We start from the raw sequence: 26546 nt of genomic DNA on the forward strand, positions 1-26546 counted from the left end.
AGGGATCACCCCGGGCGGGTGGCCTAGGCTGTGCCGGATGAACCACGGCGTCGCACTCCCTCTCGAACAGCCGGAGACGACCATCGGAGCCGCCGGCGGCTCGCTGGTCCGCCGGTCGGTCCTCTCCAGCGGTGTCCGCATCCTGAGCGAGTCGATGCCCGGAGCGCGCAGCGCGACGATCGGCTTCTGGGTCGCGGCCGGCTCGCGCGACGAGGCGCCGGCCCTGCCCGCGGTCGACGGCCGGCCCGCCGTGCCCTCCAACTTCGGCTCCACGCACTTCCTCGAGCACCTGCTCTTCAAGGGCACGGGCACCCGGTCGGCGCTCGACATCGCCGTGGCCTTCGACTCGGTCGGCGGCGAGCACAACGCGCTGACCGCCAAGGAGTACACCTGCTACTACGCCAAGGTGCAGGACCGCGACCTGCCGATGGCGGTCGAGGTCATCGGCGACATGGTCACCTCGAGCCTGCTCGACCCGGCCGAGTTCGAGACCGAGCGGGGCGTCATCCTCGAGGAGCTCGCGATGGCGGACGACGACCCGGCCGACGTCGCCAGCGAGCGGCTCTTCGAGGCCGTCTTCGGCGACCACCCGCTGGGGCGCCCGATCGGCGGGACGCCCGCGATCATCGGCGAGGCCACCCGCGACGCCGTCTGGGCGCACTACCGCGCCGCCTACCGCCCGCGCGACCTCGTCGTCACGGTCGCGGGAGCGGTCGACCACGAGGTGCTCGTCGCCCAGCTCGAGCGCGTCCTCGCCGCCGACGGCTGGGACCTGAGCACCCCGTCCGCGCCGGTCGAGCGCCGCGTCGGCGGCTCGGCGGCCTTCCGCCGCGGCACCCCGCTCTCGATCACGCACCGCCCGACCGAGCAGGCCAATCTGCTGATCGGCTTCCCGGGGCTGGCCGCCGTGGACGACCGCCGGATGACGATGGGCGTGCTGAACTCGATCCTCGGCGGCGGGATGTCCTCGCGCCTCTTCCAGGAGGTGCGCGAGAAGCGCGGCCTCGCCTACTCCGTCTACTCCTTCGCCCCGTCCTACTCCGATGCGGGTCTCTTCGGCCTCTACGCGGCCTGCACGCCGTCGAAGGCGGGCACCGTCGCCGAGCTGCTGCTGGCCGAGTTCACCCGGCTCGCCGAGCACGGCGTCACCGCCGACGAGCTGGCCCGGGCCCGCGGCCAGCTCTCCGGTGCGGCGGCCCTCGCCCTCGAGGACTCGGACACCCGCATGTCCCGCCTCGGGCGCTCCGAGCTGACCTTCGGCGAGTTCGTCGACCTCGACGAGAGCCTGCGCCGACTCGCCCTCGTCGGCGCGGAGGACGTCCAGGCACTCGCGGCAGACTTGGCCAGGGGGCCGTCGTCGATCTCGGCCGTCGGGGCTGTCGACGAGTCGACCTTCGCCGGCATCGCCGAGATCGAGACCACTCCCGCGGCCTGATCCGCTCCACGAACGCCCGCTGACCGCGCACCGTCGCGCCGCACCAGGGAGGACCTCCGTGTCCCACTACATCTACCTCGTCCGCCACGGCGAGCAGCAGGACGCCGAGCACGGCATGCCCGACGGCCCGCTGTCGGCCCGGGGCGAGCGCCAGGCCCGGCTCATCGCCGAGCGGCTCGGCGGCGTCCCCTTCACCGGCGCCTGGCACTCGCCGCTGCGCCGGGCGGAGGAGACCGCCGCGCGGTTCCGGGCGGTCCTGCCGGGTCTGTCGATCGAGCCGTCCTCGCTGCTGTTCGACTGCATCCCCTCCGGCCCGACCCCGGACATGCCGCGCGCCTTCGAGCCGTTCTTCGGCAGCGTCACCCCCGCCGAGATCGACGCCGGGCACGCGCAGATGCAGGACGCCGTGGCCGAGTTCCTCGCCCCCTCCCGCGAGGACCGCCACGACCTGCTGATCACCCACAACTTCGTCATCGGCTGGTTCGTCCGGCACGTCTTCGACGCGCCCGACTGGCGCTGGCTGGGCGTCAACCAGGCCAACTGCGGCCTCACGATCATCCGCGTCCGCTCCCGCAAGCCCCCGGTCCTCGTCGTGCACAACGACCTCGCCCACCTCCCCGTGGAGCTGCGCACCGGCCTCCCCGAGGCCCAGTCCTACTGACGCCGCCTGCATGCTGATCGAGACGCCCGCGCAGCGGGCGTCTCGAGATCCACCAGCGTCAGAGCAGAAGACTGCAGATCCGCCGTGCTGGCGACGGTGGGTCTCGATACGCCCCTCCGGGGCTACTCGACCGGCATGGGTCGCCCCCTCATGCTGATCGAGCAGCCCGCGCAGCGGGCGCATCGAGATCCACCGCCGTCAGCCGCGGTCGTTAGGCTGGCACGGTGACCACCTCCGTCGCCGTCGTCGGTGCAACCGGCAAACTCGGCTCCCTCACCTGCTCGCTCCTCGAGGCCTCGGAGGAGTTCGACCTCGTCGCCCGGCTCGGCTCGCGCAGCGACCCGCGCGAGATGCTCGCGGCGGACGTCGTCGTCGACATGACGCTCCCCGCGGTCAGCCAGCAGATCGTCGATCTCGCCGTCGCCAACGGCAGGAAGGTGCTCGTCGGCACCTCCGGCTGGACCGGCGACCGCATCGCGGCGCTCCGCCGCAGCGTCGACGCCCAGCCCGGCGCCGGCGTCGTGATCATCCCCAACTTCTCGCTCGGCTCCGTCCTCGCCACCGCGCTCTCCACGGTGGCGGCGCGCTTCTTCGACGCGGTCGAGATCATCGAGACCCACGGCGCCCGCAAGGTCGACTCGCCCTCCGGCACCGCCGTGCGCACCGCCGAGCTGCTGCTGCGCGCCCGCGCCGAGCTGGGCCCCGTCCAGGCGCCGCACACCGACCAGCGCGCCCGCGGCCAGCAGGTGGCGAGCGTCCCTGTGCACAGCCTCCGGCTGCCCGGCGTCGAGGCCCGCCAGGAGGTCGTCTTCGGCGGCACCGGCGAGACGGTCACCATCCGGCACGACACCACGTCGTCCGCGTCCTACGAGGCGGGCATCCTCCGCGCCCTCCACGCCGTCCGCAGCACCACCGGCGTCGTCGTCGGCCTCGATGCGCTGATCGACCTCCGCGCGGCCTTCGACGCCGCGCCCCTGGCCGAGCAGGTCCGCGAGGAGCCGGCGATCAGCGACGACGCGCCGTCCGGCCAGGCCGCGGCCGCGACGAGCACCCCGTGAGGACCCGCATCGGCGTCGGCCTGATGGCCGTCCTCCTCGCGCTGTACCTCTTCGTCTGCCTGCAGTACTCGTTCGTCGCCTTCGCCGCGGGGACCGTGCCGGGCATCGTCATGGGCGTCGGTCTGCTCATCCTCGGCGGAGTCGGCGTCTGGGGCCTCGTGCGCGAGGTCGCGTTCGGCGTCCGCGCCGAGAAGCTCGCCCGTCGCCTCGAGGCGGAGGACGCCCTGCCGTCCGAGGTGCTCGAGTCCAGCGCCAACGGCCGGCTCGATCGCGCGGAGGCCGACGCGCTCTTCCCGCGCTACGCGGCCGACGTCGACGAGAACCCCGAGAGCTGGCGCGCCTGGTACCGGCTCGGCCTCGCCTACGACGCCAGCGGCGACCGCAAGCGGGCCCGCGGGGCGATCCGCCGCTCGATCGCCCTGGAGCACGAGCAGCCCGCCTGAGCGGCGCCGCTCAGTCCGCCAGCACCGCCTGCAGCGCCTCGGCCACCGTGCGGTGGCAGAAGACGAAGCCGTCGTCGAGCAGCCGCTGGGGCACCAGCCGCTGGCTCGAGAGCAGCAGCTCGTGTCCGGCGTCGCGCAGCGCGAGCTCGATGATCTTCTCGGGCACCGGCAGCTTGAAGGGCCGGTGCAGCAGCTCGGCCAGTGTGCTCATGACCTCGTTCGCCGTCGCGGCCTCGGGCCCCGCGAGGTTGACCGGGCCGGACAGCGACGAGGTCAGCAGGTGCCGGATGGCGGCGGCCTCGTCGTAATGGCTGATCCACGGCCAGTACTGCCGGCCCCCGCCCAGCGGGCCGCTCAACCCCAGCTTCGTCAGCGGCAGCAGCGGCTTCAGAGCGCCGCCGTTCCCGAGGACGAGCCCGGTGCGCACCGTCACGACGCGCGCGGTCTCGGGAGCGAGCAGCGCCGCCTGCTCCCAGCGCTCGACGACGTCGGCGAGGAACCCCTCGCCGCGCGCGGACTCCTCGGTCAGCTCCTCGCCCGGCCGGTCGCCGTAGTAGCCGACCGCGGAGGCGTTGAGCAGGATCGATGGGGGAGTGGAGGCCATCCGCATCGCGTCGGTGATGGTCTGGGTGGCCTGCACCCGCGAGTCGAGGATCTCCCGCTTGTAGGAGGACGTCCACGGCAGCCGGCTGATCGAAGCGCCCGAGAGGTTGATCACGGCGTCGACGCGGTCGAGCACGCTGAAGTCGAGCATGTGCGAGGCGGGTGCCCAGTGGAACTCGTCCGGGCTGGTCGGAGCGTGGCGGACGAGGCGGAAGATCTGGTGCCCGTCCGCGCGCAGCTGGCGCACGAGCTCCGAGCCGATCATCCCGCTCGCACCCGAGATCAGCACCCGCAGGGCCCGAGGCGGCTCCTCCTGCGTGCGCGGGGCGGTGGCCGGGCTCGGCACGTCGCCGGGCCGGACCGCCGGTCGCGGTGCCGCGGTCCGGGTGGAGCGCCGGGGGGAGTCGCCGGCGCTGCCGGTGCCGTCCTGGTCCGAGTGCCGTGCGGTCGAATCGCTCATGGTGCCTCCCGAGGCCCGTCGCGGGCCGCCCGCGAAGCGGGATTCAGCCTAGGGCCTCAGGCCCGGGAGCCGGCCGTGCGGCCGAGGACCCCGGCGCGCACCAGGAGCAGGTAGAGCTCGCAGCCCAGGCAGAGGCCGAACGCCGCGTTGAGGAAGGCGGCGAGGAAGGCGATCGCCGCGGCGACCGGGACCGCGCCCGGCACTCCCGCGAGGTGCAGGACGACTCCCGCGGCGGTGACGATCAGTCCGACCAGCTGGGCGAAGCGCGGCGGGCGGGCGTCCTCCCACTCCGTCGGCGGCGCGAGGCGGGGCCGGATCAGCCGGCGGAAGACGACCGCCCAGGGCCCGGAGCCGGCACCGCGGGCGGCCGACCAGGCGAACAGCGCCGCGAGGACCGCCAGCAGCAGGAAGCCGGGCTGGACGAGCCGGGTGACGGAGTCCGCCGGCGCCGGCGCCGCGAGCCCGAGCCCCACGGCAGCGAGCAGCAGCACGGCGGTGACGGAGGCGGCGAAGCGCGGTCCGCGCGGATCGACGGAGCCGGCGGGCGGGGCGGTGGTCATGCTGTCTCCAGTCGGTCGAGCTCGGCGAGGACGACGGCCCGGGCCGGAGCGCCGGCGATGCGGCTGCGGGCCACCCCGTCGGCGTCGAGCACGAGCAGGGTCGGGGTCTGCAGGATGCGGAAGCGATCGGCGAGGTCCGCTCGGCGCGTGAGGTCGACGTCGAGGTGCACGACGCCCTCGCGACCGGCGGAGACGTCCGCGAGCATCCGGTGCACCGCCGGGCAGCGGGCGCAGTACTCGGTGGAGAACTGCACTATCGTCGCTCGCGGGCCGAGGACCGCGCCGTCGACCAGCGCGGCCGGATCGATCCGCTCGGCGGAGGCGGCGGGCCGCGCGCGGACACGCCCGGCCGCGCGCCGGCGCAGCAGCCCGAGGGCGGTCCCGAGCACGACGAGGCCCAGCAGAGCGGCCGCGATCTGGAGAGGGTCCACGCGATCACGCTAGGCGCCGGACGCCCTGCACGCTCGTTCATTGCGCTCTGCGTCGACGGACCGTGCTCTATCGTCGAAGCCGTGACCGAGCAGAGCGAACCCGACAGCCCCGTTTTCCGCTCCGACGTCGTGGTCGAGCTCGTCCGCTCCAGTGCCCACGACTCCGACGTGCTCTTCGCCGCCCGCGTCTCGACGCAGGGCGAGAAGACCCTCTCGGCCGCCCTCGACGAGGAGTCGGCGGACGCCGAGCTGCAAGGCAAGCGCGACCGCGGACTGATCAACTACCTGATGCGCGACCGCCACGGCTCGCCCTTCGAGCACAACTCGATGACCTTCTACGTGCAGGCGCCGATCTTCGTCTTCCGCGAGTTCATGCGGCACCGCATCGCCTCCTACAACGAGGAGTCGGGCCGCTACCGCGAGCTCCGCCCGGTCTTCTACGTGCCCGGACCCCAGCGCAACCTCGTCCAGGTGGGCAAGCCCGGCGCCTACTCCTTCGAGCCCGGCACCCCGGAGCAGACCGAGCTCGTCGTCGCCGAGACCCGTCGCGCCAGCACCCAGGCCTTCGAGGCGTACCAGCGGATGCTGCGCGAGGGCGTCGCCCGCGAGGTCGCCCGCATCGTCCTCCCGCTCAACATCTACTCCTCGATGTACGTGACGCTGAACGCCCGCTCGCTGATGAACTTCCTCTCCCTCCGCACCAAGCGCGAGGACTCGACGTTCCCCTCCTTCCCGCAGCGCGAGATCGAGATGGCCGCCGAGCAGATGGAGCAGCACTTCGAGCAGCTGATGCCCCTCACCGCCGCCGCCTTCACCGCGAACGGCCGCGTCGCCCCCTAGCCCCGCATCCATGCTGGTCGAGTAGGCCCGAAGGGCCGGCGATTCATGCTGGTCGAGCAGCCCCGGAGGGGCGTATCGAGACCCACCGTCCTCACCAGGACGGGTCCGAGCTCCTCGATCAGCGGGGGAGGGCGGCGCCCGCCACGGCCCGCGACCGCCGACCCGATACCCTGGGCTCGTGTCAACTCCGGAGAATCCTTTCGGCCAGGTCCTGGTCGCCCTGGTCACCCCGTTCACCGCCGACGGCGAGGTCGACTGGCCCGGCGTCGAGAAGCACATCGACGACTGCATCTCGAAGGGCGCCGACGGCATCGTCGTCACCGGCACCACCGGCGAGACCAGCACCCTCACCGACCCGGAGAAGATCCGCCTCGTCGAGGTCGGCAAGTCCGTCGCCGCGGGCCGCGCGAAGATCATCACCGGCGGCGGCTCCAACGAGACCGCGCACGCGATGCAGCTCGCGCGGCAGAGCGAGAAGGCCGGCGCCGACGGCAACATGATCGTCACGCCCTACTACAACAAGCCCACCCAGGCCGGCATCCTCACGCACTTCCGGATGATCGCCGACGCGACCGATCTCCCGGTCATCCTCTACGACATCCCCGGCCGCACCGGCGTGCCCATCCGCTACGAGACGATCCTCCGCGCGGCCAAGCACCCCAACATCCTCGCCGTGAAGGACGCGAAGGGCGATCTCTCCGAGGTGAGCCGTGTCCTCAACCAGACCGACCTGATGTACTTCTGCGGCGACGACGCCAACGTCCTGCCCGAGCTGGCGATCGGTGCCACCGGCCTGATCGGCGTCACCGCCAACATCGCCGCCTCGCCCTACCGCACCATCGTGGACGCCGTGAACTCCGGCGACCTCAAGGCCGCCACGCTCGCGCACCAGCAGCTCGAGCCGCTCGTGCGCGCCGTGATGACCCACGTCCCCGGCACCGTCGCGGCGAAGTACATCCTGCACGGGCTCGGCCGCATCTCCTCGCCCCGCGTGCGCCTGCCGCTCGTCGGCCCCGAGGAGTCGGAGGCCGCCCTGATCGAGGACGAGCTCGGCCTCGTCCGCGACATCCCCGGCGTCGACTTCCGCAACTTCCGGCCCGACCGCAACGCCGCCGCGGGCGGCGCGCTGCCGAAGGTCGCCGGCACCACACGCTGACGCCGCACGAGCGGCACGGACGACTCCCGACCGAGGAAGAGGAGGGCGCATGCCCAGTCCCGTGATCACTCCTGCCGCGCTCGAGGCGGGCACGCTGCGGATCATCCCGCTCGGCGGCCTCGGCGAGATCGGCCGCAACATGACGGTCTTCGAGATCGACGGCAAGATCCTCGTGGTCGACTGCGGCGTGCTCTTCCCGGAGGAGAACCAGCCGGGCGTCGACCTGATCCTCCCCGACTTCACCCCGATCAAGGACCGCCTCGACGACATCGTCGGCGTCGTGCTGACCCACGGCCACGAGGACCACATCGGCGCCGTCCCCTACCTCCTCAAGCTCAAGCGGGACATCCCGCTGATCGGCTCGACCCTGACGCTCGCGCTGGTCGAGGCGAAGCTGAAGGAGCACCGGATCAAGCCGTACACGCTCGCGGTGAAGGAGGGCGACGTCGAGAACCTCGGCCCTTTCGAGCTCGAGTTCGTGGCGGTCAACCACTCCATCCCGGACGCGCTCGCGGTCGCGATCATCACCGACGCGGGCTCGGTGCTGCACACCGGCGACTTCAAGATGGACCAGCTCCCGCTCGACGGCCGCATCACCGACCTCCGCGCGTTCGCCCGCCTCGGCGAGGAGGGCATCGACCTGTTCATGGTCGACTCCACCAACGCCGACGTGCCCGGCTTCACGCCGAACGAGCGCGACATCGGCCCGGTCATCGAGAGCGTGATCGCGAAGGCGACCCGCCGGGTGATCGTGGCGAGCTTCTCCAGCCACGTGCACCGGGTGCAGCAGGTGCTCGACGCCGCGCACGCCAACGGGCGCCGCGTGGCGCTGCTCGGCCGCTCGATGGTGCGCAACATGGGCATCGCCGCCACCCTGGGGTACCTCAGGGTGCCGGAGGGCGTCCTGATCGACGTCAAGAAGGCCGGCGACATCCCCGAGGACCGGATCGTCTACATGTCGACCGGCTCGCAGGGCGAGCCGATGGCGGTGCTCAGCCGGATGGCGAACCTCGACCACCAGATCCAGCCCGGCGAGGGCGACACCGTCATCCTCGCGTCGAGCCTCATCCCCGGGAACGAGAACGCCGTCTACCGCGTGATCAACGGGCTGACGAAGCTGGGCGCGACGGTCGTGCACAAGGGCAACGCGAAGGTGCACGTCTCGGGTCACGCCGCCGCCGGTGAGCTGATCTACTGCTACAACATCCTCAAGCCGCTGAACGTGCTGCCGGTGCACGGCGAGTACCGCCACCTGGTCGCGAACGCGAAGCTCGCCCAGGCCACCGGCATCGCGGAGGAGAACACGATCATCGCCGAGGACGGCACGGTCCTCGACCTCCTCGACGGCGTGGTGACCGTGGCCGGTCAGCTCGACCTCGGCTTCGTCTACGTCGACGGCTCGTCCGTCGGCGAGATCACCGACGCCGACCTCAAGGACCGCCGAATCCTCAGCGAGGAGGGCTTCATCTCGATCATCGTGGTGGTGGAGGCCGGCACCGGCCGGATCGTGGTCGGTCCCGAGATCCACGCCAAGGGCTTCGCGGAGGACGACCGCGTCTTCGACGATGTGAAGCCGCGCATCGCGAAGGCCCTCGAGGAGGCGGTGCAGAGCGGAGTGAGCGATCAGCACGCGCTCTCGCAGAGCATCCGCCGCGTCGTCGGCCGCTGGGTGAACACGACCTACCGCCGCCGCCCGATGATCGTGCCCCTCGTCATCGAGGCCTGATCCGCCGGACGGCGCACCCCCGACGCGCCGGCCCGCTCCCGCTCCACCGCCCGTTCGCGGGCGCCCCCGTCCGCACCTCATGCCAGACCCGAGCCCCCACGGAGACCGCGCATGGAGCACTCGATCCGCCCCGCCCGCCGCGAGGACGCCCCCTTCCTCGCCGACATGCTCGTCGAGGCGGCGAACTGGAACTGGACGACCGCCCGCACCCGCATCGACGTCCTCGAGGAGGAGTCGACCCGCCGGTACGTCGCGGGCTGGCCCCGGCCGGGCGATCTCGGCTCCGTCGCCGAGACCGCCGACGGCGAGCGGATCGGCGCCTGCTGGTTCCGCCTCTTCAGCGCCACCACGCCGGGCCGCGGCTTCGTCGCCCCCGGCGTGCCCGAGCTGACCCTCGGGGTGCGCCCGGTCTGGCGTGCGCAGGGCATCGGCCGCGGCCTGCTGCGCGCCGCCCTGGGGCAGGCGCGGGCCGCGGGCTACGCCCGGATCTCGCTGAACGTCTCGACGGACAACTTCGCCCGCCGGCTCTACCGGAGCGAGGGCTTCAGCGCGGTCGAGGACCGCGGCGACGCGGAGACGATGGTCGCGACCCTGCGCTGAGCGGACCCGGCGGCGGCCGGGCACGGGCCGGTCACGGCCTCAGCCCGCCCGGCGCGGGTCCGCGGCGATGACGGAGGCGGCGGGTACGGTGGCCCTATGGCGACGACTCCGAAGACGACCTCCCGCGCGAAGGCGAGCGCCCCCGCGCGCTCGAGCACTCCGCGCTCCGGCCGCGGCTCCGGGCGGGGATCGTCCGAGAAGAGCACGGTCGCGTTCAGCTCGGCTCCGCGCACCAACCCGCTCGTCACCGTCTGGATGGCGCTCGCGCACCTGGCCGGCGGCGCTGCGCGCGCCCTCGGTCCCGAGCGCCTCGCGAAGGAGGAGCGCCGCGACGGCGTCCCCTTCCTGCTCCTGCTGCTCGCCGTCGCCGGCGCGGTGGTGGAGTGGTTCCTCGCCACCGATCCGGTCGCGCTCGTGCTCGACGCCTGGAGCTTCGGCGGCCTGTTCGGCCGCGTCGCCTACGTCCTGCCGGTCGTGCTGCTGCTGTTCTCGCTCTGGCTGTTCCGGCACCCGCGCTCCGTCGACGACAACGGGCGCATCGGCGTGGGCCTCGCCGTCCTGCTGATCTCCTCCGCCGGGCTCTGCCACGCGCACCTGGGTGCTCCGGCGCCGGGGTCGGGCATCGAGCAGATGGCCGCGGCCGGCGGTGTCCTCGGCTGGCTCGTCGGAGCGCCTCTCGTGGCGCTCGCGACCGTGCCCGGCGCCACGGTGCTGCTCTCCCTGGTCGTCCTGCTCTCGCTCTTCATCATCACCAAGACCCCGCCGAACCGGATCGCGGCCCGCTCGCGCGAGCTCTACGGCTACCTCTTCGGCGCCCCCGTCCTCGACGACGAGGAGCGCGCGCGCCTGAAGGCCGAGAAGGCCGCGAGCAAGGCGGCCGCGAAGGCCGAGGGCGAGAAGGCCGACGACGAGCAGGAGGACGGCGGCGAGCTGCCCTGGTGGCGCCGCACCGACTCCGGTCGCGAGGACGAGCCGACCGTCCAGGCCGAGCTGCCGATCGATGCGCTCGGCGACGAGGACGAGGCGCCGAAGGGCCGGAAGGGCCGAGGCCGCGCGAAGGGCTTCGACACCGCGCTCGAGGAGCCGACGACCGCAGACCGCGACGAGCCGGCCGACCCGCCCACCCGCTCCTACGCCACCGAGGTGATCTCCGAGGCCGAGTCGGCAGAGGCCGCCCTGGCCCGCCACGATCAGAGCGCGACCACCCGCATCCCGCTGGGCGTGGTGGACGACGACGCGACGGGCGTGATCGCGCTCGACGACCTCGACGTCGCCCCCGCCGTCCCGCTGCCGCCGGTGATCGAGACCGGCCCGATCGCCCCGGTCGCCGCCGACCCGACCGCCGACTTCGACTCCTCCTTCGAGGAGGACACCCCGTACCGACTGCCGTCCGCGTCCGCCCTCTCCACCGGCACGCCGTCGAAGGCCCGCTCGGCCGCGAACGACGAGATGGTGCGCGCGCTCACCGAGGTCCTGCAGCAGTTCAACGTGGATGCGACGGTCACCGGCTTCTCCCGCGGCCCGACGGTCACCCGCTACGAGATCGAGCTCGGCCCGGGCGTCAAGGTCGAGCGCGTCACGGCCCTGAGCAAGAACCTCTCCTACGCGGTCGCCAGCAACGAGGTGCGGATCCTCTCGCCCATCCCGGGCAAGAGCGCGATCGGCGTCGAGATCCCGAACACCGACCGCGAGATCGTCTCGCTCGGCGACGTCCTGCGCTCCGCCGCCTCGACGACGTCCACCCACCCGATGACGATCGGCGTCGGCAAGGACGTCGAGGGCGGCTACGTGGTGGCCAACCTCGCCAAGATGCCGCACCTCCTGGTCGCCGGCTCGACCGGCTCCGGCAAGTCCAGCTTCGTGAACTCGATGATCACGAGCCTGCTGATGCGCGCGAGCCCGCAGGACGTCCGGATGGTGCTGATCGACCCCAAGCGCGTCGAGCTCACGATCTACGGCGGCGTCCCGCACCTGATCACGCCCATCATCACGAACCCCAAGAAGGCCGCCGAGGCGCTCCAGTGGGTCGTGAAGGAGATGGACATGCGCTACGACGACCTCGCGTCGTTCGGCTACCGGCACATCGACGACTTCAACGCGGCGGTGCGCAGCGGCGAGATCAAGCTCCCCGCGGGCAGCAACCGCGTCCTCCGGCCCTACCCCTACCTCCTGGTCGTCGTGGACGAGCTCGCCGACCTGATGATGGTCGCCCCGCGCGACGTCGAGGACTCGATCGTCCGCATCACCCAGCTGGCCCGCGCCTCCGGCATCCATCTCGTGCTCGCCACCCAGCGCCCGAGCGTCGACGTCGTCACCGGCCTGATCAAGGCGAACGTGCCCAGCCGCCTGGCCTTCGCCGTGACGAGCGTCACCGACTCCCGCGTCATCCTCGACCAGCCGGGCGCCGACAAGCTCATCGGCCAGGGCGACGGCCTGTTCCTGCCGATGGGCACGAACAAGCCGATGCGCGTCCAGGGCGCCTGGGTGCGCGAGGAGGAGATCGCCAAGGTCGTCGAGCACGTCACCCGCCAGGCGCAGCCCGAGTACCGCCAGGACATCACGGTGCAGGCGCAGCGGAAGGAGATCGACTCCGACATCGGCGACGACCTCGAGCTGCTGATGGCGGCGGCCGAGCTCGTGGTCAGCACCCAGTTCGGCTCGACCTCGATGCTGCAGCGCAAGCTCCGCGTCGGGTTCGCCAAGGCGGGCCGCCTGATGGACCTGCTCGAATCGCGCGAGGTCGTCGGCCCCTCGGAGGGCTCGAAGGCGCGCGACGTGCTGGTGACCGCCGAGCAGCTGCCGGGGGTGCTCTCGCGGATGCGCGGCGAGGAGCCCGGCGAGCACGCCGCCACGCCGTCGCCGACCGCGCCCGACGCCTACGCCGACCCGCTGGCCGAGCCCTCCGGCCCGGTCGCGACCGACTACCACGACGACGACGAGGGCTCCGACGACGACGCCTGGGCGCTCACCGGGCGGGACTGAGCGATGACCTCGACGAGCACGAGCGTCCCGCCGAATCGACCGACCACGAGGAACGGCGGACTCCGATGACCAGCCCCACCGCGCAGGCCGGCGCCGCCCCGAGCAACTGGAACCTGCCCAACGCGATCACCGTGGTGCGCATCCTGCTCGCCCCGGTGTTCTTCTGGCTCCTCCTGGCCGACGGCGGCGAGGACGGCGGCGTGCGCATCGCCGCGGCGCTGCTCTTCATCGTCGCGATCGCGACCGACGGGATCGACGGCCACATCGCGCGCAGCCGCGGGCTGGTCACCGACCTCGGCAAGCTGCTCGACCCGATCGCCGACAAGGTGCTCACCGGAGCGGCGCTGGTCGGGCTCTCGATCCTCGCCGAGCTGCCCTGGTGGGTCACGATCGTCATCCTGGTCCGCGAGATCGGCATCACGGTCTTCCGGATGGCCGTCCTCTCCGACCGCGTGATCCCGGCGTCCCGCGGCGGCAAGCTGAAGACGATCGTGCAGTCCGTCGCGATCTCGCTCGCGCTCCTGCCGCTCTGGACCTTCCTCGGCGAGTGGGTGCACTGGCTGAACGGGGTCACGATGACGGCCGCGGTGATCCTCACCGTCGTCACGGGCATCGACTACCTCGCCGACGCGGCGCGCCAGAGCCGCGCCGCGCGCGGCCGGCGATGACCGCCGAGGCGCTGCTGTCAGAGCTCCGGCGGCGCGGTCTCGCGCTGGCGGTCGCGGAGTCGCTGACCGGCGGGGCGCTGAGCTCCGCGCTCGTCGAGGTGCCCGGCGCCTCCGCCGTCTACCGCGGGGGAGTGGTGTCCTACGCGACCGACCTCAAGCACCGCCTGCTCGGCGTCGACGCGGAGCTGCTCGACCGGGAGGGACCCGTCCACCCGGTCGTCGCCGTGCAGATGGCGCGCGGCGCCGCCCGACGGCTCGGGGAGGCGGGGTCGCGGACCGTCGGGATCGCGACGACCGGGGTCGCCGGCCCGGAGCCGCAGGGCGGGGCCGCCGTCGGCACCGTGTTCGTCGCCGCCGTCCTGGACGACGCCGAGCTGGTGCGCGAGCACCGCTTCGACGGCGGACGGGCCGGGATCCGCGCCGCATCCGTCGCCGCGGCGCTCGCGCTGGCCCAGGAGCTCGTCGCGTCGTCGCCCTGACAGCGGAAGCCCAGGAAGCGGCGCGGAATCGTGGAATGCACAGGGTTTCGGCCCGGTTACATCTGACGTCGCTCACACGCAAAGTCCAGTCATCCGGTATTAGAGTCGACTCACACGAGCCGGGTAGTGAACAGCTATCCGGCTCTCTCGTACACATCCCCTTCGAATCCGATGCTCTCGCATCTCTCGAATCGGTGCGCGAGAAGCGGTTGACGTGGAGAAGGAGGGTCCAGTGGTTCTAGTTCGTCAGGAGATCGGCGATGTCCTCAGGGACTTTCGCCTGCAGAAAGGTCGCACCCTGCGCCAGGTGGCGAGCAAGGCGAGTGTCGCTCTCGGCTACCTCAGCGAGGTCGAGCGCGGTCAGAAGGAGGCGTCGTCCGAGATCCTCGCCTCGGTGGCCGATGCGCTCGACACCCCGATCTCGGTGATCATGCGCGAGGTCGGCGACCGTCTCGCGGTCATCGAGGGGATCGACACGATCCCCGACACCATCCCGGCCGACATGGTCGCCGGATTCGACGCGGACCTCGTCTCGCAGTAGCGGGCCCGTCCCCCCACCCACCGCACCCGCACCTCGCGAAGGGCGCCCGAGCTCCGGCTCCGGCGCCCTTCGTCGTTCCCGGGGGCCGCCCGCTTCCGCTCGCTCGCCTCCCATCCGGCGCGGCTTGTTACCGTGGACGCATGCGCCTGAGCGAGTTCCAGCAGCTGGTCGACGACGAGTTCGGCGCCGCCTACGCGCGCGTGCTCGTGTCCGATCTCGTGCTGACCGAGCTCGGCGGCCGGACGGCGCAGAAGGCGCTCCGCGACGGCGCGGAGCCCCGCGAGGTCTGGATCGCGCTCTGCCGTGCCAACGACGTCCCCGAGGGCCGCTGGCACGGGATCGACCCGGCGAAGCGCCGGCGCTGAGCACGCGCTGACCCGCGCCGTCGCCGCACGGCCGAAGTCGTGTTCGACACGCCGGGCGTGCCACCCTCGAATCCCTGTTCGAACGGGTCTAAGCTCCTCACCAGAAGCAGGATCGCCTCCGTCTCCACGGAAGAGGTCCGGCTCGCCACCGATGTCGGTGGTCGGGCCTACCGTCGACATCAGTCATTCGGACTGCTTCACCGCCTTGTCGCAACCGGCCGGGACCGCATTCAGGGGCACTCGCCCGCGAACGGTTCCGGTACGACACGACAGCCTGTAGGCGATACCACCACGACACGAGAGCGAGACGGCCATGCCCAGTTCCTCAGACCGCGAGAAGTCCCTCGAGACAGCACTCGCCCAGATCGACCGCCAGTTCGGCAAGGGCGCCGTCATGCGCCTCGGCAGCGACGACCGAGCCCCGGTCGAGGTGATCCAGACCGGTTCGATCGCGCTCGACGTCGCGCTCGGGATCGGCGGACTCCCGCGCGGCCGCATCGTCGAGATCTACGGCCCCGAGTCCTCGGGAAAGACCACGCTGACCCTGCACGCGATCGCCAACGCCCAGCGCAACGGCGGCATCGCGGCCTTCATCGACGCGGAGCACGCGCTCGACCCCGAGTACGCGAAGAAGCTCGGCGTCGACATCGACTCGCTGCTCGTCTCCCAGCCCGACACGGGTGAGCAGGCGCTCGAGATCGCCGACATGCTCGTGCGCTCCGGCTCCATCGACCTCATCGTCATCGACTCCGTGGCGGCCCTCGTGCCGCGCGCCGAGATCGAGGGCGAGATGGGCGACTCGCACGTCGGCCTCCAGGCGCGCCTGATGTCGCAGGCGCTGCGCAAGCTGACCGGTGGCCTCAACACCACGAACACCACGATGATCTTCATCAACCAGCTCCGCGAGAAGATCGGCGTCTTCTTCGGCAGCCCCGAGACCACCGCGGGCGGCAAGGCGCTCAAGTTCTACGCCTCGGTCCGCCTCGACATCCGCCGCATCGAGACGCTGAAGGACGGCACCGACGCGGTCGGGAACCGCACCCGCGTCAAGGTCGTCAAGAACAAGATGGCGCCGCCGTTCAAGCAGGCCGAGTTCGACATCCTCTACGGCATCGGCATCTCCCGCGAGGGCAGCCTGATCGACTTCGGTGTCGAGCATGAGATCGTCCGCAAGTCGGGCGCCTGGTACACCTACGACGGCGACCAGCTCGGCCAGGGCAAGGAGAAGGCGCGCCAGTTCCTCATCGACAACCCCGACATCGCGGCCGAGATCGAGAAGCGCATCCTGATCAAGCTCGGCGTCGTCGCCGACCCGAACGCGGTGGTCGACGCCGCTCCGGTCGCGATCGAGACCAAGCAGCCGGTCCGCGAGACCAAGCCGCCCGTCCGCAAGGGCGCCTAGCCCGTGGGGGAGAAGGCCGCGGAGGGGGCACAGGGTCGGCCCGTGGCCTTCCTCCCCTGGGTGAAGGACGACGGCGCGGACGCCGAGCAGGCCGAGACGGCCGTGGACGCGATCGCCGAGCTGTCGGCGCATGTCGCGCGCCGGGACGCCGCGCCGGCACCGGTGCCCGGGCGCACCGGTCGGGGCGCCGATGCGCCGGCGGTTGACCCGCTCGAGGACGAGTCGGCCGAGGAGGACTCCTTCGCGGACGACGTCCCCGAGGAGCCCGATCCCGAGCAGATCGCGGACCGCATCGTGCGCGGGCTCTCGCGCAAGAGCCTCTCGGTCGCCGAGGTCGAGGCCCGTCTCTACACCGAGGGCGTCGCCGAGAAGGACGCTCTCGACATCCTCGAGCGCTTCACCCGCTTCGGCTACCTCGACGACTACAAGATGGCGGAGTCGCTGGTCCTCCAGCTGCGCGAGCGCAAGAAGCTCGGGCGCTCGTCGATCATGCAGGAGCTGCGCGCTCGCAAGCTCGACCCCGACGCGATCGCGACCGCGCTCGACGAGTTCGACGGCGACGACGAGTACCGCACGGCGATGGAGCTCGCGCGCAAGCGCCTGCCGAGCCTCCGCTCGCTGTCCGACGAGGTGGCGGAGCGCCGCCTGACCGGCTTCCTGGCACGTCGCGGCTACGCCGGCGCGCTCGTCCAGCGCGTCGTCCGCGAGACGGTGCGCAAGCCCGGCTCGAGCGTCCGCTTCCGCTGAGCGGGTCCGCCGCCCGGTCGCCGAGAGGCGGCCGGAGCGGCGCGTAGAATCGCACACCATGAGCACGCTCGGTCCGGTCACCTCCCCCCTCGTCGATGCGCGGCCGAGGACCTACGAGGTCCGCACCTTCGGCTGCCAGATGAACGTCCACGACTCCGAGCGGCTCAGCGGCTCGCTCGAGGCGGCCGGCTACGTCTCGGCCGACGGCGCCGAGGCCGACATCGTCGTCATCAACACCTGCGCCGTGCGCGAGAACGCGGACAACAAGCTCTACGGCAACCTGGGCCATCTCGCCTCGGTGAAGCGCCGGCACGCGGGCATGCAGATCGCGGTCGGCGGCTGCCTCGCGCAGAAGGACAAGAACGTCATCCTCGAGAAGGCACCGTGGGTCGACGTCGTCTTCGGCACGCACAACATGGGCGCTCTGCCGAGCCTGCTCGAGCGGGCGCGGCACAACGACGAGGCCCAGCTCGAGATCCTCGAATCGCTCGACGTGTTCCCCTCCACGCTGCCGACCAAGCGCGACTCGACCTACAGCGGCTGGGTGTCGATCTCGGTCGGCTGCAACAACACCTGCACGTTCTGCATCGTCCCCTCGCTGCGCGGCAAGGAGAAGGACCGCCGTCCGGGCGACGTGCTCGCCGAGATCCAGGCGCTCGTCGACGACGGCGCGATCGAGGTCACCCTCCTCGGGCAGAACGTGAACTCCTACGGCGTCGAGTTCGGCGACCGGCAGGCCTTCTCGAAGCTCCTCCGCGCCGCCGGCACGATCGAGGGCCTGGAGCGGATCCGCTTCACCAGTCCGCACCCGGCGGCGTTCACCGACGACGTCATCGACGCCATGGCCGAGACGCCGGCCGTCATGCCGCAGCTGCACATGCCGCTGCAGTCCGGTTCCGACCGCGTCCTCAAGGCGATGCGCCGCTCCTACCGCTCCGAGCGCTTCCTCGGCATCCTGGACCGCGTGCGCGACCGCATCCCGCACGCCGCGATCAGCACCGACATCATCGTCGGCTTCCCCGGTGAGACCGAGGCCGACTTCCAGGACACCCTGCGCGTGGTCGAAGCGGCGCGTTTCGCCTCCGCGTTCACCTTCCAGTACTCGATCCGCCCGGGGACGCCCGCGGCGACGCTGCCCGATCAGATCCCGAAGGCCGTCGTGCAGGAGCGCTTCGAGCGCCTGGCCGCCCTGCAGGACTCGATCAGCGAGAGCGAGAACCGCGCGGTCGTCGGGCGCCGGGTCGAGGTGCTCGTCGCGACGGGCGAGGGCCGCCGCGACAGCGAGACGCACCGCCTCAGCGGGCGTGCTGAGGACAGCCGGCTCGTCCACTTCGACGTCCCGGCCGGCTCCGAGCAGCCGCGCCCCGGCGACGTCGTCAGCGTCGAGGTCACCCGCGCCGCGCCCTTCTACCTGATCGCGGACTCGGTGGACGGCGCACCGCTGCAGGTTCGCCGCACCCGGGCCGGCGACGCCTGGGACCGAGCGCAGACGGAGTCCTGCGGCGTCCCCTCCGCGCCGGGTGCCACCGGCGCGCCGAAGGTCTCGCTCGGCCTGCCCTCGCTCCGGCTCCGCCCGATCACGCCGGCTGCGCCGGAGACGCTGACCACTCCGATCTACGACACCCTCGATGGCGAGCGCTGAGCGGGCGGCGCCCGCCCTCCTCACCGTCGTCGGCGCCACGGGCACCGGCAAGTCGGACCTCTCGCTCGCTCTCGCCGCCGCGATCCGCGCGTCGGGCGGCGCCGCCGAGGTCGTCAACGCCGACGCCATGCAGCTCTATCGCGGCATGGACATCGGGACCGCGAAGCTCCCGCCGGAGGAGCGGCAGGACGTGCCGCACCACCTGCTCGACGTGCTCGACGTCACCGAGGACGCGTCCGTCGCCCGCTACCAGGCCGAGGCGCGCGCCGTCGTCGACGACGTCCTGGCGCGCGGTGCGACCCCGATCCTCGTCGGCGGCTCCGGCCTCTACGTGTCGAGCGTGATCTTCGAGTTCTCCTTCGCCGGCACCGACCCCGCGATCCGGCGCTCCCTGGAGGAAACGGCCGAGCGCGAGGGCTGCGCCGTGCTCTTCGAGCGCCTCCGCTCCGTCGACGCCGAGGTCGCCGCGCGGATCGGCCCGCACAACGTCCGCCGGATCGTGCGCGCCCTCGAGATCACCGAGCTCACCGGCTCGCCGAACAGTGCACTGATGTCGGACACCCCTGTGCCGTGGCGGCCGAGCACGGTCCTCGCCCTGTCCGCGCCGCGCGAGGTCCTCGTCGAGCGCCTCGACCACCGCGTGGAGCGGATGTGGGCGGGCGGCATGCTCGACGAGGTCGAGCGCCTCGTGCCGCTGGGCATCGAGCGCGGCGTCACAGCGAGCCGCGCCATCGGCTACGCCCAGGCCCTCGCGCAGCGCGCCGGCGAGCTGACCCAGGAGCAGGCGATCGCCTCCACCCAGGCGCTGACCCGCCGCTACGCGCGCCGGCAGAACAGCTGGTTCCGCCGCTATCAGGCGGCGCACTGGCTGCCGTTCGACGCTCCGGACCTCGTCGAGCGGGCGCTCGCGCTCGCCCAGGTCGGCGCTCCGGCGCCTCGCTAGGCTGTCCGCCATGACGATCGAGCTGCACTTCACCAAGGGCCAGGGCACCGGCAACGACTTCGTGCTCTTCAGCGACCCGGACGGTGAGGTCGACCTGTCGCCCGCGCAGATCGCGATGATCTGCGACCGCCACTTCGGCGTCGGCGCCGACGGCATCATCCGCGCGGTCCGCTCGCGCTCCCTGGCCGACGGCGCGGCCGCCCTCGAGCAGGAGCCGGAGGCCGAGTGGTTCATGGACTACCGCAACGCCGACGGCTCGATCGCCGAGATGTGCGGCAACGGCATCCGCGTCTACGCCGCGTTCCTGCTCGCCGGCGGTCTCGCGACGCTCGAGCAGGGCGACACCCTCCCGATCGGCACTCGCGCCGGGGTCCGCGACGTGACCCGCAGCGGCGCCGGCTTCCAGGTCGATCTCGGTCGCTGGGAGCTCGCGGGCGGCGAGCCGCTCGTTCGCGCCAAGGAGCTGAAGGTGCCGCGCCCCGGTCTCGGCCTCGACCTCGGCAACCCGCACATCGTGGTGGCGCTGAGCAACGACGAGGAGCTCGACGAGGCCGACCTCAGCTACATCCCGCAGATCGAGCCTGAGCCGGCCGACGGGGCGAACGTCGAGTTCGTCGTGCCCGGTGAGCCCCTGGTGCACGACGGCATCGGCCGGATCCGGATGCGCGTGCACGAGCGCGGCAGCGGTGAGACGCTGAGCTGCGGCACAGGCGCCGCCGCTGCGGCCCTCGCGGTCCGCTACTGGGCCGGTGCGCGCGCACCGCAGTCCTGGCGCGTCGAGGTCCCCGGCGGGACGCTGGGCGTGACGATGTTCCCGACCGAGGAGGGCGAGCACGTCGGCGTGTCCGGCCCGGCCGATCTCGTCTACACCGGCACGATCCGGATCGACTAGCGCGGGACCGATCGACCAGCGCGGCACTGGCCCGGTCCGGCGAACGGGAAGTCTCAGGCGGTCAGGCCGTGCGCGTGGTCCGGATGACCCGGAAGCCCTTGGCCGAGGAGATCCGGTCGACGTCGAGCCGGCCCTCGAACGTCTCGGTCAGCCACGTGAGCAGCGAGTCGGCGCCGAGGTTGCGCTGCACGACGAGCCAGGCCTCCGCGTCGGGCTCGAGGCGGGGGAGCCAGCGCTCGAGCAGCGCGTGCAGCTCGGCCTTGCCCACCCGGATCGGCGGGTTCGACCAGATCGCGGCGAAGCGGACGTCCTCGGGAACATCCTCGGGCAGCACCGCGTTGACATTGGAGACACCGAGTTCTGCGCAGTTGCGGCGGACGAGCTCGAGCGCCCGCTGGTTGACGTCGACCGCCCACACCCGGGCGTCGGGGGAGCCGAGCGCCAGGGCGAGCGAGATCGGTCCCCAGCCGCAGCCGAGATCCAGGAGGTCCCCGCTCGCGGGGGCGTCGGGGACCGCGTCCAGCAGGACCCGGGTGCCGAGATCGACGTGGCCGGGGCTGAACACCCCGCCGGCGGTCGTGACCTCGAGGTCGCGGCCGGCGATCCGCGCGCTGATCCTGCGGGGTCGGAGGTCGCCGTCGGGAGTGCTCGTGAAGTAGTGCTCGGCGGCCATGAGAAGTGAACTTATCAACAGCTGAGGAGTTAGTGTTATCCGGATGACGGAAGACCTGAACGAGACCGACACGACCGAGGCCGTGGACGTCGTCTCGCGGGTCCTGGCGAACGCGCAGTCGCGTTCGTCGGGATATTCGCGGTTCGTCGCGGGCGGAGCCCAGGCGCTGCAGAGCGATGGGCAGGACGTCGAGCGCGACGGCGAGCAGAGCAGTGACGGCGACCAGTTCGACCGTGCCGATCGGCAGGCGCTGCGGCGCGTCGCCGGACTGTCCACCGAGCTCGAGGACGTCACCGAGGTCGAGTACCGCCAGCTGCGCCTCGAGAACGTGGTGCTGATCGGCGTCTACTCGCAGGGCTCGATCGAGGACGCGGAGAACTCGCTGCACGAGCTCGCCGCCCTGGCCGAGACCGCGGGAGCGACCGTCCTCGACGGACTGCTGCAGCGCCGGCCGCATCCCGACCCCAGCACCTACCTGGGCAAGGGCAAGGCCGAGGAGCTGGCCGGCCTCGTCGCCGCGCTCGGCGCGGACACGGTCGTCGCCGACACCGAGCTGGTCCCGAGCCAGCGCCGCTCGCTGGAGGACGTGGTGAAGGTCAAGGTCATCGACCGCACGGCCGTCATCCTCGACATCTTCAGCCAGCACGCCACGAGCCGCGAGGGCAAGGCGCAGGTCGAGCTCGCGCAGCTCGAGTACCTGCTGCCGCGCCTGCGCGGCTGGGGCGAATCGATGTCCCGCCAGGCCGGTGGCCAGGTGGGCGCGGGCGCCGGCATGGGCTCCCGCGGACCGGGTGAGACGAAGATCGAGCTCGACCGCCGTCGCATCCACACCCGCATGGCGCGCCTGCGCAAGCAGATCACCGCGATGAAGCCCGCCCGCGAGGCGAAGCGCGCCAACCGCAAGCGCAACGCCGTGCCGTCGGTCGCCATCGCCGGCTACACCAACGCCGGCAAGTCCAGCCTGCTCAACCGGATGACTCACGCGGGCGTGCTCGTCGAGAACTCGCTCTTCGCGACCCTCGATGCGACGATCCGCAAGTCCGAGACCCCGGACGGGCGCGGCTACACGCTCGCCGACACCGTCGGCTTCGTGCGTGCCCTGCCGCACCAGCTGGTCGAGGCCTTCCGCTCGACGCTGGAGGAGGTCGCCGACTCGGACGTCATCGTCCACGTCGTCGACGCCTCGCACCCGGACCCCGCGGGGCAGATCGCGACCGTCCGCGACGTCATCGGCGAGGTGGGCGCGCGCGGGATCCCCGAGATCATCGCGTTCAACAAGTCCGATCTCGTCGACGAGGGGCAGCGGCTCGTGCTGCGCGGTCTCGCTCCCGGCGCGGTCTTCGTGTCCGCCCGCAGCGGCGAGGGGATGGACGAGCTCCAGGCGCGCATCGCCGAGATCCTGCCCGAGCCGCAGATCGAGATCGACCTGCTCGTGCCGTACGACCGCGGCGACGTGGTCTCCTCGCTGCACCGCAACGGGCGGATCCTCTCGACGCAGTACGTCGAGGGCGGCACTCACGTCCACGCGCTCGTGCACGAGGACCTCGCCGGCTCGCTCGGCGAGTTCGCGGCTCCGGCCGCGGCCGTCGAGGCGTAGCACCGACGTCGGAGCGCCCGCCGGCACGGATCACCCCGTGCCGGCGGGCGCTTCGTCGTGTGTCCCGGGCGTCGGCCGCCACCTCCGGCGACACGCGGCGTCACGGCCGGTCACATCCCGTCACGCTCCTCGACGTGCCGGGCGCCCGTTCCTACTGTGGACGACGAGGCGCCACCCGGCGCTGTGAGCGACAGCCGAGCCCGGCACCCGCCCAGACCGCGTCATCGCGGCCGGACGTCCCGGCCGCGTCGAGGAACGGAGGGCTGTGCCGTGCTGACGAACCACGCGGAGACCGCTCCGCAGAGCCACTGTCGGGCCGTCCCGTTCTCCTTCGAGATCTACCCGGCGCGGACCGCCACCGGAGCCCGCGCGCTCGAGCGCACCGTCGACCGGCTCGCGGCCGTCCGGCCGTCCTTCGTCTCGGTGACCTACGGCGCCGGCGGCTCCTCGCGCAGCGCGTCGCTCGACATCCTCCGCTACCTCCGCGAGCACACCGCGGCGGAGCCCCTGGCGCACCTCACCTGCGTCGGCTCGACGCACGCCGAGGCGAACCGCCTCGTGCACGAGTTCCTCGAGGCGGGCGTCACCCGCTTCCTGGCTCTGCGCGGCGACCCGCCGACGGACGCCGCCGAGGACGCGCCGTTCCTCGGCGAGCTGGGCAGCGCGGCCGAGCTGGTGCAGCTGATCCACCGGGTGCAGGCCGAGCGCGAGCCCTACGGCGCGGTGACGGTGCTGCCGAACGCCCAGCGGGTCGACGTCGCCCGCCGGCCGCGTGCGCAGGTGGCGGTCGCCGCGTTCCCGAACGGGCACCCGCGCTCGCGCTCCCGGTCGCAGGACATCGACGCGCTGCTGGCGAAGGAGGCGGCGGGGGCGGCCTTCGCGATCACCCAGCTCTTCTTCCACCCCGCCGACTACCTGCGCTTCGTCGAGCGCGCCCGCGCGGCCGGGGTGACCATGCCGATCATCCCGGGGGTGATGCCGGTGACCAGTCCGGAGCGCCTGCGCAGGATGCTCGAGCTCAGCGGGGAGGACCTGCCCGCCGACCTCGCGATCGCCCTCGACGTCGAGCCCGACGACGACGCTCGGATCCGCATCGGCGTCGAGCACGCTGCGGCGATGGTCCGCACCCTCGTCGACGGCGGCGCCCCCGCCGTGCACCTCTACGCCTTCAACCGGCACGAAGCGGTGCTGGAGGTCCTCGCGGAGAGCGGGCTCCTGCCTGCCGCCGAGCCGTCCACGGACGCGCCCACGCCCGCCCGCACGCCCTGACCCAGACCCGACCCCGAGCACGGAGAGATCATCATGAGCACGACCGCACCCGCCTTCCCGACCGGAACCGTTCTGGGCTACCCGCGCATCGGGCGCCGCCGCGAGCTGAAGAAGGCGGTCGAGGCCTTCTGGGCCGGCACGATCGACGCCGCCGAGCTGGAGGCCGCGGCCGCCCGGCTGCGCACCGCGACCCGGGAGCGTCTGGTGGCCCTCGGCCTCGGCCGCGACGACTCGTCGATCCCGGAGGCGCACTCCTTCTACGACCAGGTCCTCGACACCACGCTCGCCGTCGGCGCGATCCCGGAGCGCTTCGCCGATCTCGTCGTCGACGGCGCGGTCGACCTGGCCGGCTCCTTCACGCTCGCCCGCGGCGACGGCGAGCGCGCGCCGCTCGAGATGACCAAGTGGTTCGACTCCAACTACCACTACCTGGTGCCCGAGATCGGTCCCGAGACGGTCTTCTCGCTCGCCGACACCCGCCGGATCCGGGAGGTGGCGGAAGCGCGGGAGGCCGGCTTCACGACGCGGCCCGTCCTGGTCGGGCCGGTGACCTACCTCCTGCTCGCCAAGCCGAGCGAGTCGGCCCCGGCCGGCTTCGAGCCGCTGTCGCGCCTGGCCGACCTGCTGCCCGTCTACACCGAGCTGCTGGCCCGCCTGCGTGCGGCGGGGGCGGAGTGGGTGCAGCTGGACGAGCCGGCGCTGGTGTCGGAGTCGATCGAGGTCGATCGCGCCCGCGTGCTCGCCGCCACCGAGGAGGCCTATCGGGTGCTGGGCGGAGCGGCGGATCGGCCGGCCCTGTTCGTCGCAGCACCGTACGGCGACCTCGGCGACGCGCTGCCCGTCCTCGCGGCGGCGGAGATCGAGGCGATCGGCGTCGACCTCGTGAAAGGCGCTACGCCGGCGACGACTCCCGGGCTCGAGGGCACCGTGCTCGTCGCGGGGGTCGTCGACGGGCACAACGTCTGGCGCGGCGATCTCGCCGCGGCGTTCGCGAAGGCGGAGGCGCTGCGCTCGCTGACCTCGCGCGTCGCCGTCTCCAGCTCCACCTCGCTCTTCCACCTGCCGCACGACGTGACCGACGAGCCCGATCTCGACGAGCGCCTGGTCACCTGGCTGGCCTTCGCCGACCAGAAGGTGCAGCAGGTCGCCGCGCTCGCCCGCGGGCTCGACTCCGGCCGGGACGCGATCGAGCCCGAGCTGCGCGCCGCGACCGCCGCCCTCGAGGACCGGCGCTCGGCGCCCGGTGTCCGCGACGGCGCCGTCCGCACGCGAGCGGCGGCCCTCCGGCCGGAGGACTACCGGCGCGCGTCCTACGACGCGCGTCTCGCGGCACAGGAGGAGGCCCTCGGCCTGCCGCCGCTGCCGACGACGACCATCGGCTCGTTCCCGCAGACCCGCGAGATCCGCACGGCGCGAGCAGCCGTGGTCAGGGGCGATCTGACCGAGGAGCAGTACGCGACCCGCATGTGCGACGAGATCGAGCGGGTCGTGCGCCTGCAGGAGGAGATCGGTCTCGACGTCCTCGTGCACGGCGAGCCCGAGCGCAACGACATGGTGCAGTACTTCGCCGAGAACCTCGACGGCTTCGCGGTGACCCGCAACGGCTGGGTGCAGTCCTACGGCAGCCGCTGCACGCGGCCGTCGCTGCTGTGGGGCGACGTCTCGCGCCCCGCGCCGATCACCGTCGAGTGGTCGAGCTTCACCCAGTCGCTGACCGACCGCCCGGTGAAGGGGATGCTGACCGGGCCGGTCACGATCCTCGCCTGGTCGTTCGTCCGCGACGACCAGCCGCTGAAGGAGACGGCCGAGCAGGTGGCGCTGAGCCTCCGCGACGAGATCGCGGACCTCGAGGCCGCCGGCATCCGCATCGTGCAGGTGGACGAGCCGGCGCTGCGCGAGCTGCTGCCGCTCGAGAAGGACAACCAGCCGGCGTACCTCGAGTGGTCGGTCGGCTCGTTCCGCCTGGCGACCGCGGGGGCGGCGACGGCGACGCAGATCCACACCCACCTCTGCTATTCGGAGTTCGGCGTCGTCATCGACGCGATCGACCGGCTCGACGCCGATGTCACGAGCATCGAGGCGGCGCGCTCGCGGATGGAGGTCGTCGCCGACATCGAGCGGTCCGGCTTCGCCCGCGGGATCGGCCCCGGCGTCTGGGACATCCACTCGCCGCGCGTGCCCGGCGAGGAGGAGGTCGCCGAGCTCGTGCGCACCGCGCTCGACGGTATCCCCGCCCGGCAGCTCTGGATCAACCCGGACTGCGGACTCAAGACCCGCGGCTACGACGAGACGGTCGCGTCGCTGCGGAATCTGGTGAGCGCGGCGACGGCCGCGCGCCGGTCGCTGCTGGAGGACGCCGCCCGCTAGACCCTC

Annotated in this window: 25 protein-coding genes; 21 read left to right on the forward strand and 4 right to left on the reverse strand. The window is 72.4% G+C overall.

The genetic code is table 11. From position 1 onward, the window contains the following. Positions 1-37: 37 nt before the first annotated feature. The 4 genes from HRK28_RS13485 to HRK28_RS13500 all read left to right on the forward strand — a co-directional run bounded on the left by HRK28_RS13485 (position 38) and on the right by HRK28_RS13500 (position 3597). Entirely contained in the window at positions 38-1435 is a 1398-nt protein-coding gene (locus HRK28_RS13485; protein ID WP_173251918.1) for a pitrilysin family protein, read from the forward strand. A gap of 58 nt (positions 1436-1493) precedes the next feature. Then, positions 1494-2096, forward strand: a complete 603-nt coding sequence (locus HRK28_RS13490; protein WP_160090274.1) for a histidine phosphatase family protein — start codon at positions 1494-1496, stop codon at positions 2094-2096. 224 nt (positions 2097-2320) lie between these two features. Then, a complete protein-coding gene (gene dapB, locus HRK28_RS13495) occupies positions 2321-3154 on the forward strand; it encodes a 4-hydroxy-tetrahydrodipicolinate reductase (protein WP_173251919.1) in 834 nt (277 codons plus the stop codon). Then, positions 3151-3597 (forward strand): hypothetical protein, encoded by a 447-nt coding sequence (locus HRK28_RS13500; RefSeq protein WP_173251920.1) that lies wholly within the window; start codon positions 3151-3153, stop codon positions 3595-3597. The genes dapB and HRK28_RS13500 overlap by 4 nt, the downstream gene beginning before the upstream one ends. A 10-nt stretch (positions 3598-3607) precedes the next feature. Here HRK28_RS13500 and HRK28_RS13505 read toward each other — a convergent pair whose 3' ends face one another. Genes HRK28_RS13505 through HRK28_RS13515 form a run of 3 tightly spaced genes read right to left on the reverse strand, consistent with a single transcriptional unit; the run spans position 3608 to position 5651 of the window. Beyond that, positions 3608-4660 (reverse strand): TIGR01777 family oxidoreductase, encoded by a 1053-nt coding sequence (locus tag HRK28_RS13505; RefSeq protein WP_173251921.1) that lies wholly within the window; start codon positions 4658-4660, stop codon positions 3608-3610. Between the two features lie 56 nt (positions 4661-4716). Beyond that, positions 4717-5220 carry a DUF4395 domain-containing protein gene (locus HRK28_RS13510; protein WP_173251922.1) on the reverse strand — a complete coding sequence of 168 codons (504 nt, stop codon included), beginning with the start codon at positions 5218-5220 and terminating at the stop codon, positions 4717-4719. Next, a complete protein-coding gene (locus tag HRK28_RS13515) occupies positions 5217-5651 on the reverse strand; it encodes a thioredoxin family protein (RefSeq protein ID WP_160090269.1) in 435 nt (144 codons plus the stop codon). Before HRK28_RS13515 ends, HRK28_RS13510 begins: the two co-directional genes overlap by 4 nt. Positions 5652-5732: 81 nt before the next feature. Here HRK28_RS13515 and thyX point away from each other — a divergent pair, with 81 nt between their 5' ends. The 14 genes from thyX (at position 5733) to dapF (ending at position 20634) form a co-directional block, all read left to right on the forward strand. Continuing rightward, a complete protein-coding gene (gene thyX / locus HRK28_RS13520; RefSeq protein ID WP_160090268.1) occupies positions 5733-6491 on the forward strand; it encodes an FAD-dependent thymidylate synthase in 759 nt (252 codons plus the stop codon). Between the two features lie 178 nt (positions 6492-6669). After that, positions 6670-7647: a 4-hydroxy-tetrahydrodipicolinate synthase gene (gene dapA / locus HRK28_RS13525; protein WP_160090267.1), complete on the forward strand. Its 978-nt coding sequence runs from the start codon at positions 6670-6672 to the stop codon at positions 7645-7647. Between the two features lie 49 nt (positions 7648-7696). Next, on the forward strand, positions 7697-9373 hold the full coding sequence (locus HRK28_RS13530) for a ribonuclease J (RefSeq protein ID WP_160090266.1): 1677 nt from the start codon (positions 7697-7699) through the stop codon (positions 9371-9373). 111 nt (positions 9374-9484) lie between these two features. Next, positions 9485-9973 (forward strand): GNAT family N-acetyltransferase, encoded by a 489-nt coding sequence (locus HRK28_RS13535; RefSeq protein WP_160090265.1) that lies wholly within the window; start codon positions 9485-9487, stop codon positions 9971-9973. A 96-nt stretch (positions 9974-10069) separates the two neighbouring features. Next, on the forward strand, positions 10070-12955 hold the full coding sequence (locus tag HRK28_RS13540; RefSeq protein WP_173251923.1) for a DNA translocase FtsK: 2886 nt from the start codon (positions 10070-10072) through the stop codon (positions 12953-12955). 65 nt (positions 12956-13020) lie between these two features. Continuing rightward, positions 13021-13623, forward strand: coding sequence for a CDP-diacylglycerol--glycerol-3-phosphate 3-phosphatidyltransferase (gene pgsA, locus HRK28_RS13545; protein WP_160090263.1), 603 nt, complete (start codon positions 13021-13023; stop codon positions 13621-13623). After that, entirely contained in the window at positions 13620-14102 is a 483-nt protein-coding gene (locus HRK28_RS13550) for a CinA family protein (protein ID WP_160090262.1), read from the forward strand. The genes pgsA and HRK28_RS13550 overlap by 4 nt, the downstream gene beginning before the upstream one ends. 232 nt (positions 14103-14334) lie before the next feature. Beyond that, positions 14335-14643, forward strand: coding sequence for a helix-turn-helix domain-containing protein (locus tag HRK28_RS13555; RefSeq protein ID WP_123704950.1), 309 nt, complete (start codon positions 14335-14337; stop codon positions 14641-14643). A 140-nt stretch (positions 14644-14783) separates the two neighbouring features. Further along, positions 14784-15008 (forward strand): DUF3046 domain-containing protein, encoded by a 225-nt coding sequence (locus HRK28_RS13560; RefSeq protein ID WP_160090259.1) that lies wholly within the window; start codon positions 14784-14786, stop codon positions 15006-15008. Between the two features lie 313 nt (positions 15009-15321). Beyond that, positions 15322-16410 (forward strand): recombinase RecA, encoded by a 1089-nt coding sequence (recA, locus tag HRK28_RS13565; protein WP_123444530.1) that lies wholly within the window; start codon positions 15322-15324, stop codon positions 16408-16410. A gap of 42 nt (positions 16411-16452) precedes the next feature. After that, on the forward strand, positions 16453-17157 hold the full coding sequence (locus tag HRK28_RS13570) for a regulatory protein RecX (RefSeq protein WP_160090257.1): 705 nt from the start codon (positions 16453-16455) through the stop codon (positions 17155-17157). Positions 17158-17215: 58 nt separating this feature from the next. Then, positions 17216-18799, forward strand: a complete 1584-nt coding sequence (miaB, locus tag HRK28_RS13575) for a tRNA (N6-isopentenyl adenosine(37)-C2)-methylthiotransferase MiaB (protein ID WP_173251924.1) — start codon at positions 17216-17218, stop codon at positions 18797-18799. Beyond that, positions 18786-19742 carry a tRNA (adenosine(37)-N6)-dimethylallyltransferase MiaA gene (miaA, locus tag HRK28_RS13580; protein ID WP_160090253.1) on the forward strand — a complete coding sequence of 319 codons (957 nt, stop codon included), beginning with the start codon at positions 18786-18788 and terminating at the stop codon, positions 19740-19742. Before miaB ends, miaA begins: the two co-directional genes overlap by 14 nt. Before the next feature lie 10 nt (positions 19743-19752). Further along, positions 19753-20634, forward strand: a complete 882-nt coding sequence (dapF, locus tag HRK28_RS13585; RefSeq protein ID WP_173251925.1) for a diaminopimelate epimerase — start codon at positions 19753-19755, stop codon at positions 20632-20634. A gap of 61 nt (positions 20635-20695) precedes the next feature. On the opposite strand, the gene HRK28_RS13590 is transcribed toward dapF, so the two are convergent. Next, entirely contained in the window at positions 20696-21307 is a 612-nt protein-coding gene (locus HRK28_RS13590) for a class I SAM-dependent methyltransferase (RefSeq protein ID WP_173251926.1), read from the reverse strand. Between the two features lie 43 nt (positions 21308-21350). On the opposite strand from HRK28_RS13590, the gene hflX reads away from it, so the two are divergent. The 3 genes from hflX to metE all read left to right on the forward strand — a co-directional run bounded on the left by hflX (position 21351) and on the right by metE (position 26540). Next, positions 21351-22904, forward strand: a complete 1554-nt coding sequence (hflX, locus tag HRK28_RS13595) for a GTPase HflX (RefSeq protein WP_173251927.1) — start codon at positions 21351-21353, stop codon at positions 22902-22904. A gap of 270 nt (positions 22905-23174) precedes the next feature. After that, a complete protein-coding gene (locus tag HRK28_RS13600; protein ID WP_367948425.1) occupies positions 23175-24173 on the forward strand; it encodes a methylenetetrahydrofolate reductase in 999 nt (332 codons plus the stop codon). A gap of 33 nt (positions 24174-24206) precedes the next feature. Continuing rightward, complete coding sequence (gene metE / locus HRK28_RS13605) at positions 24207-26540, forward strand: 5-methyltetrahydropteroyltriglutamate--homocysteine S-methyltransferase (RefSeq protein WP_173251928.1); 2334 nt, start codon at positions 24207-24209, stop codon at positions 26538-26540. Positions 26541-26546 lie beyond the last annotated feature (6 nt).

The organism is Rathayibacter sp. VKM Ac-2835 (genome assembly GCF_013266705.1).
In the GTDB taxonomy this organism is placed as follows: domain Bacteria; phylum Actinomycetota; class Actinomycetes; order Actinomycetales; family Microbacteriaceae; genus Rathayibacter.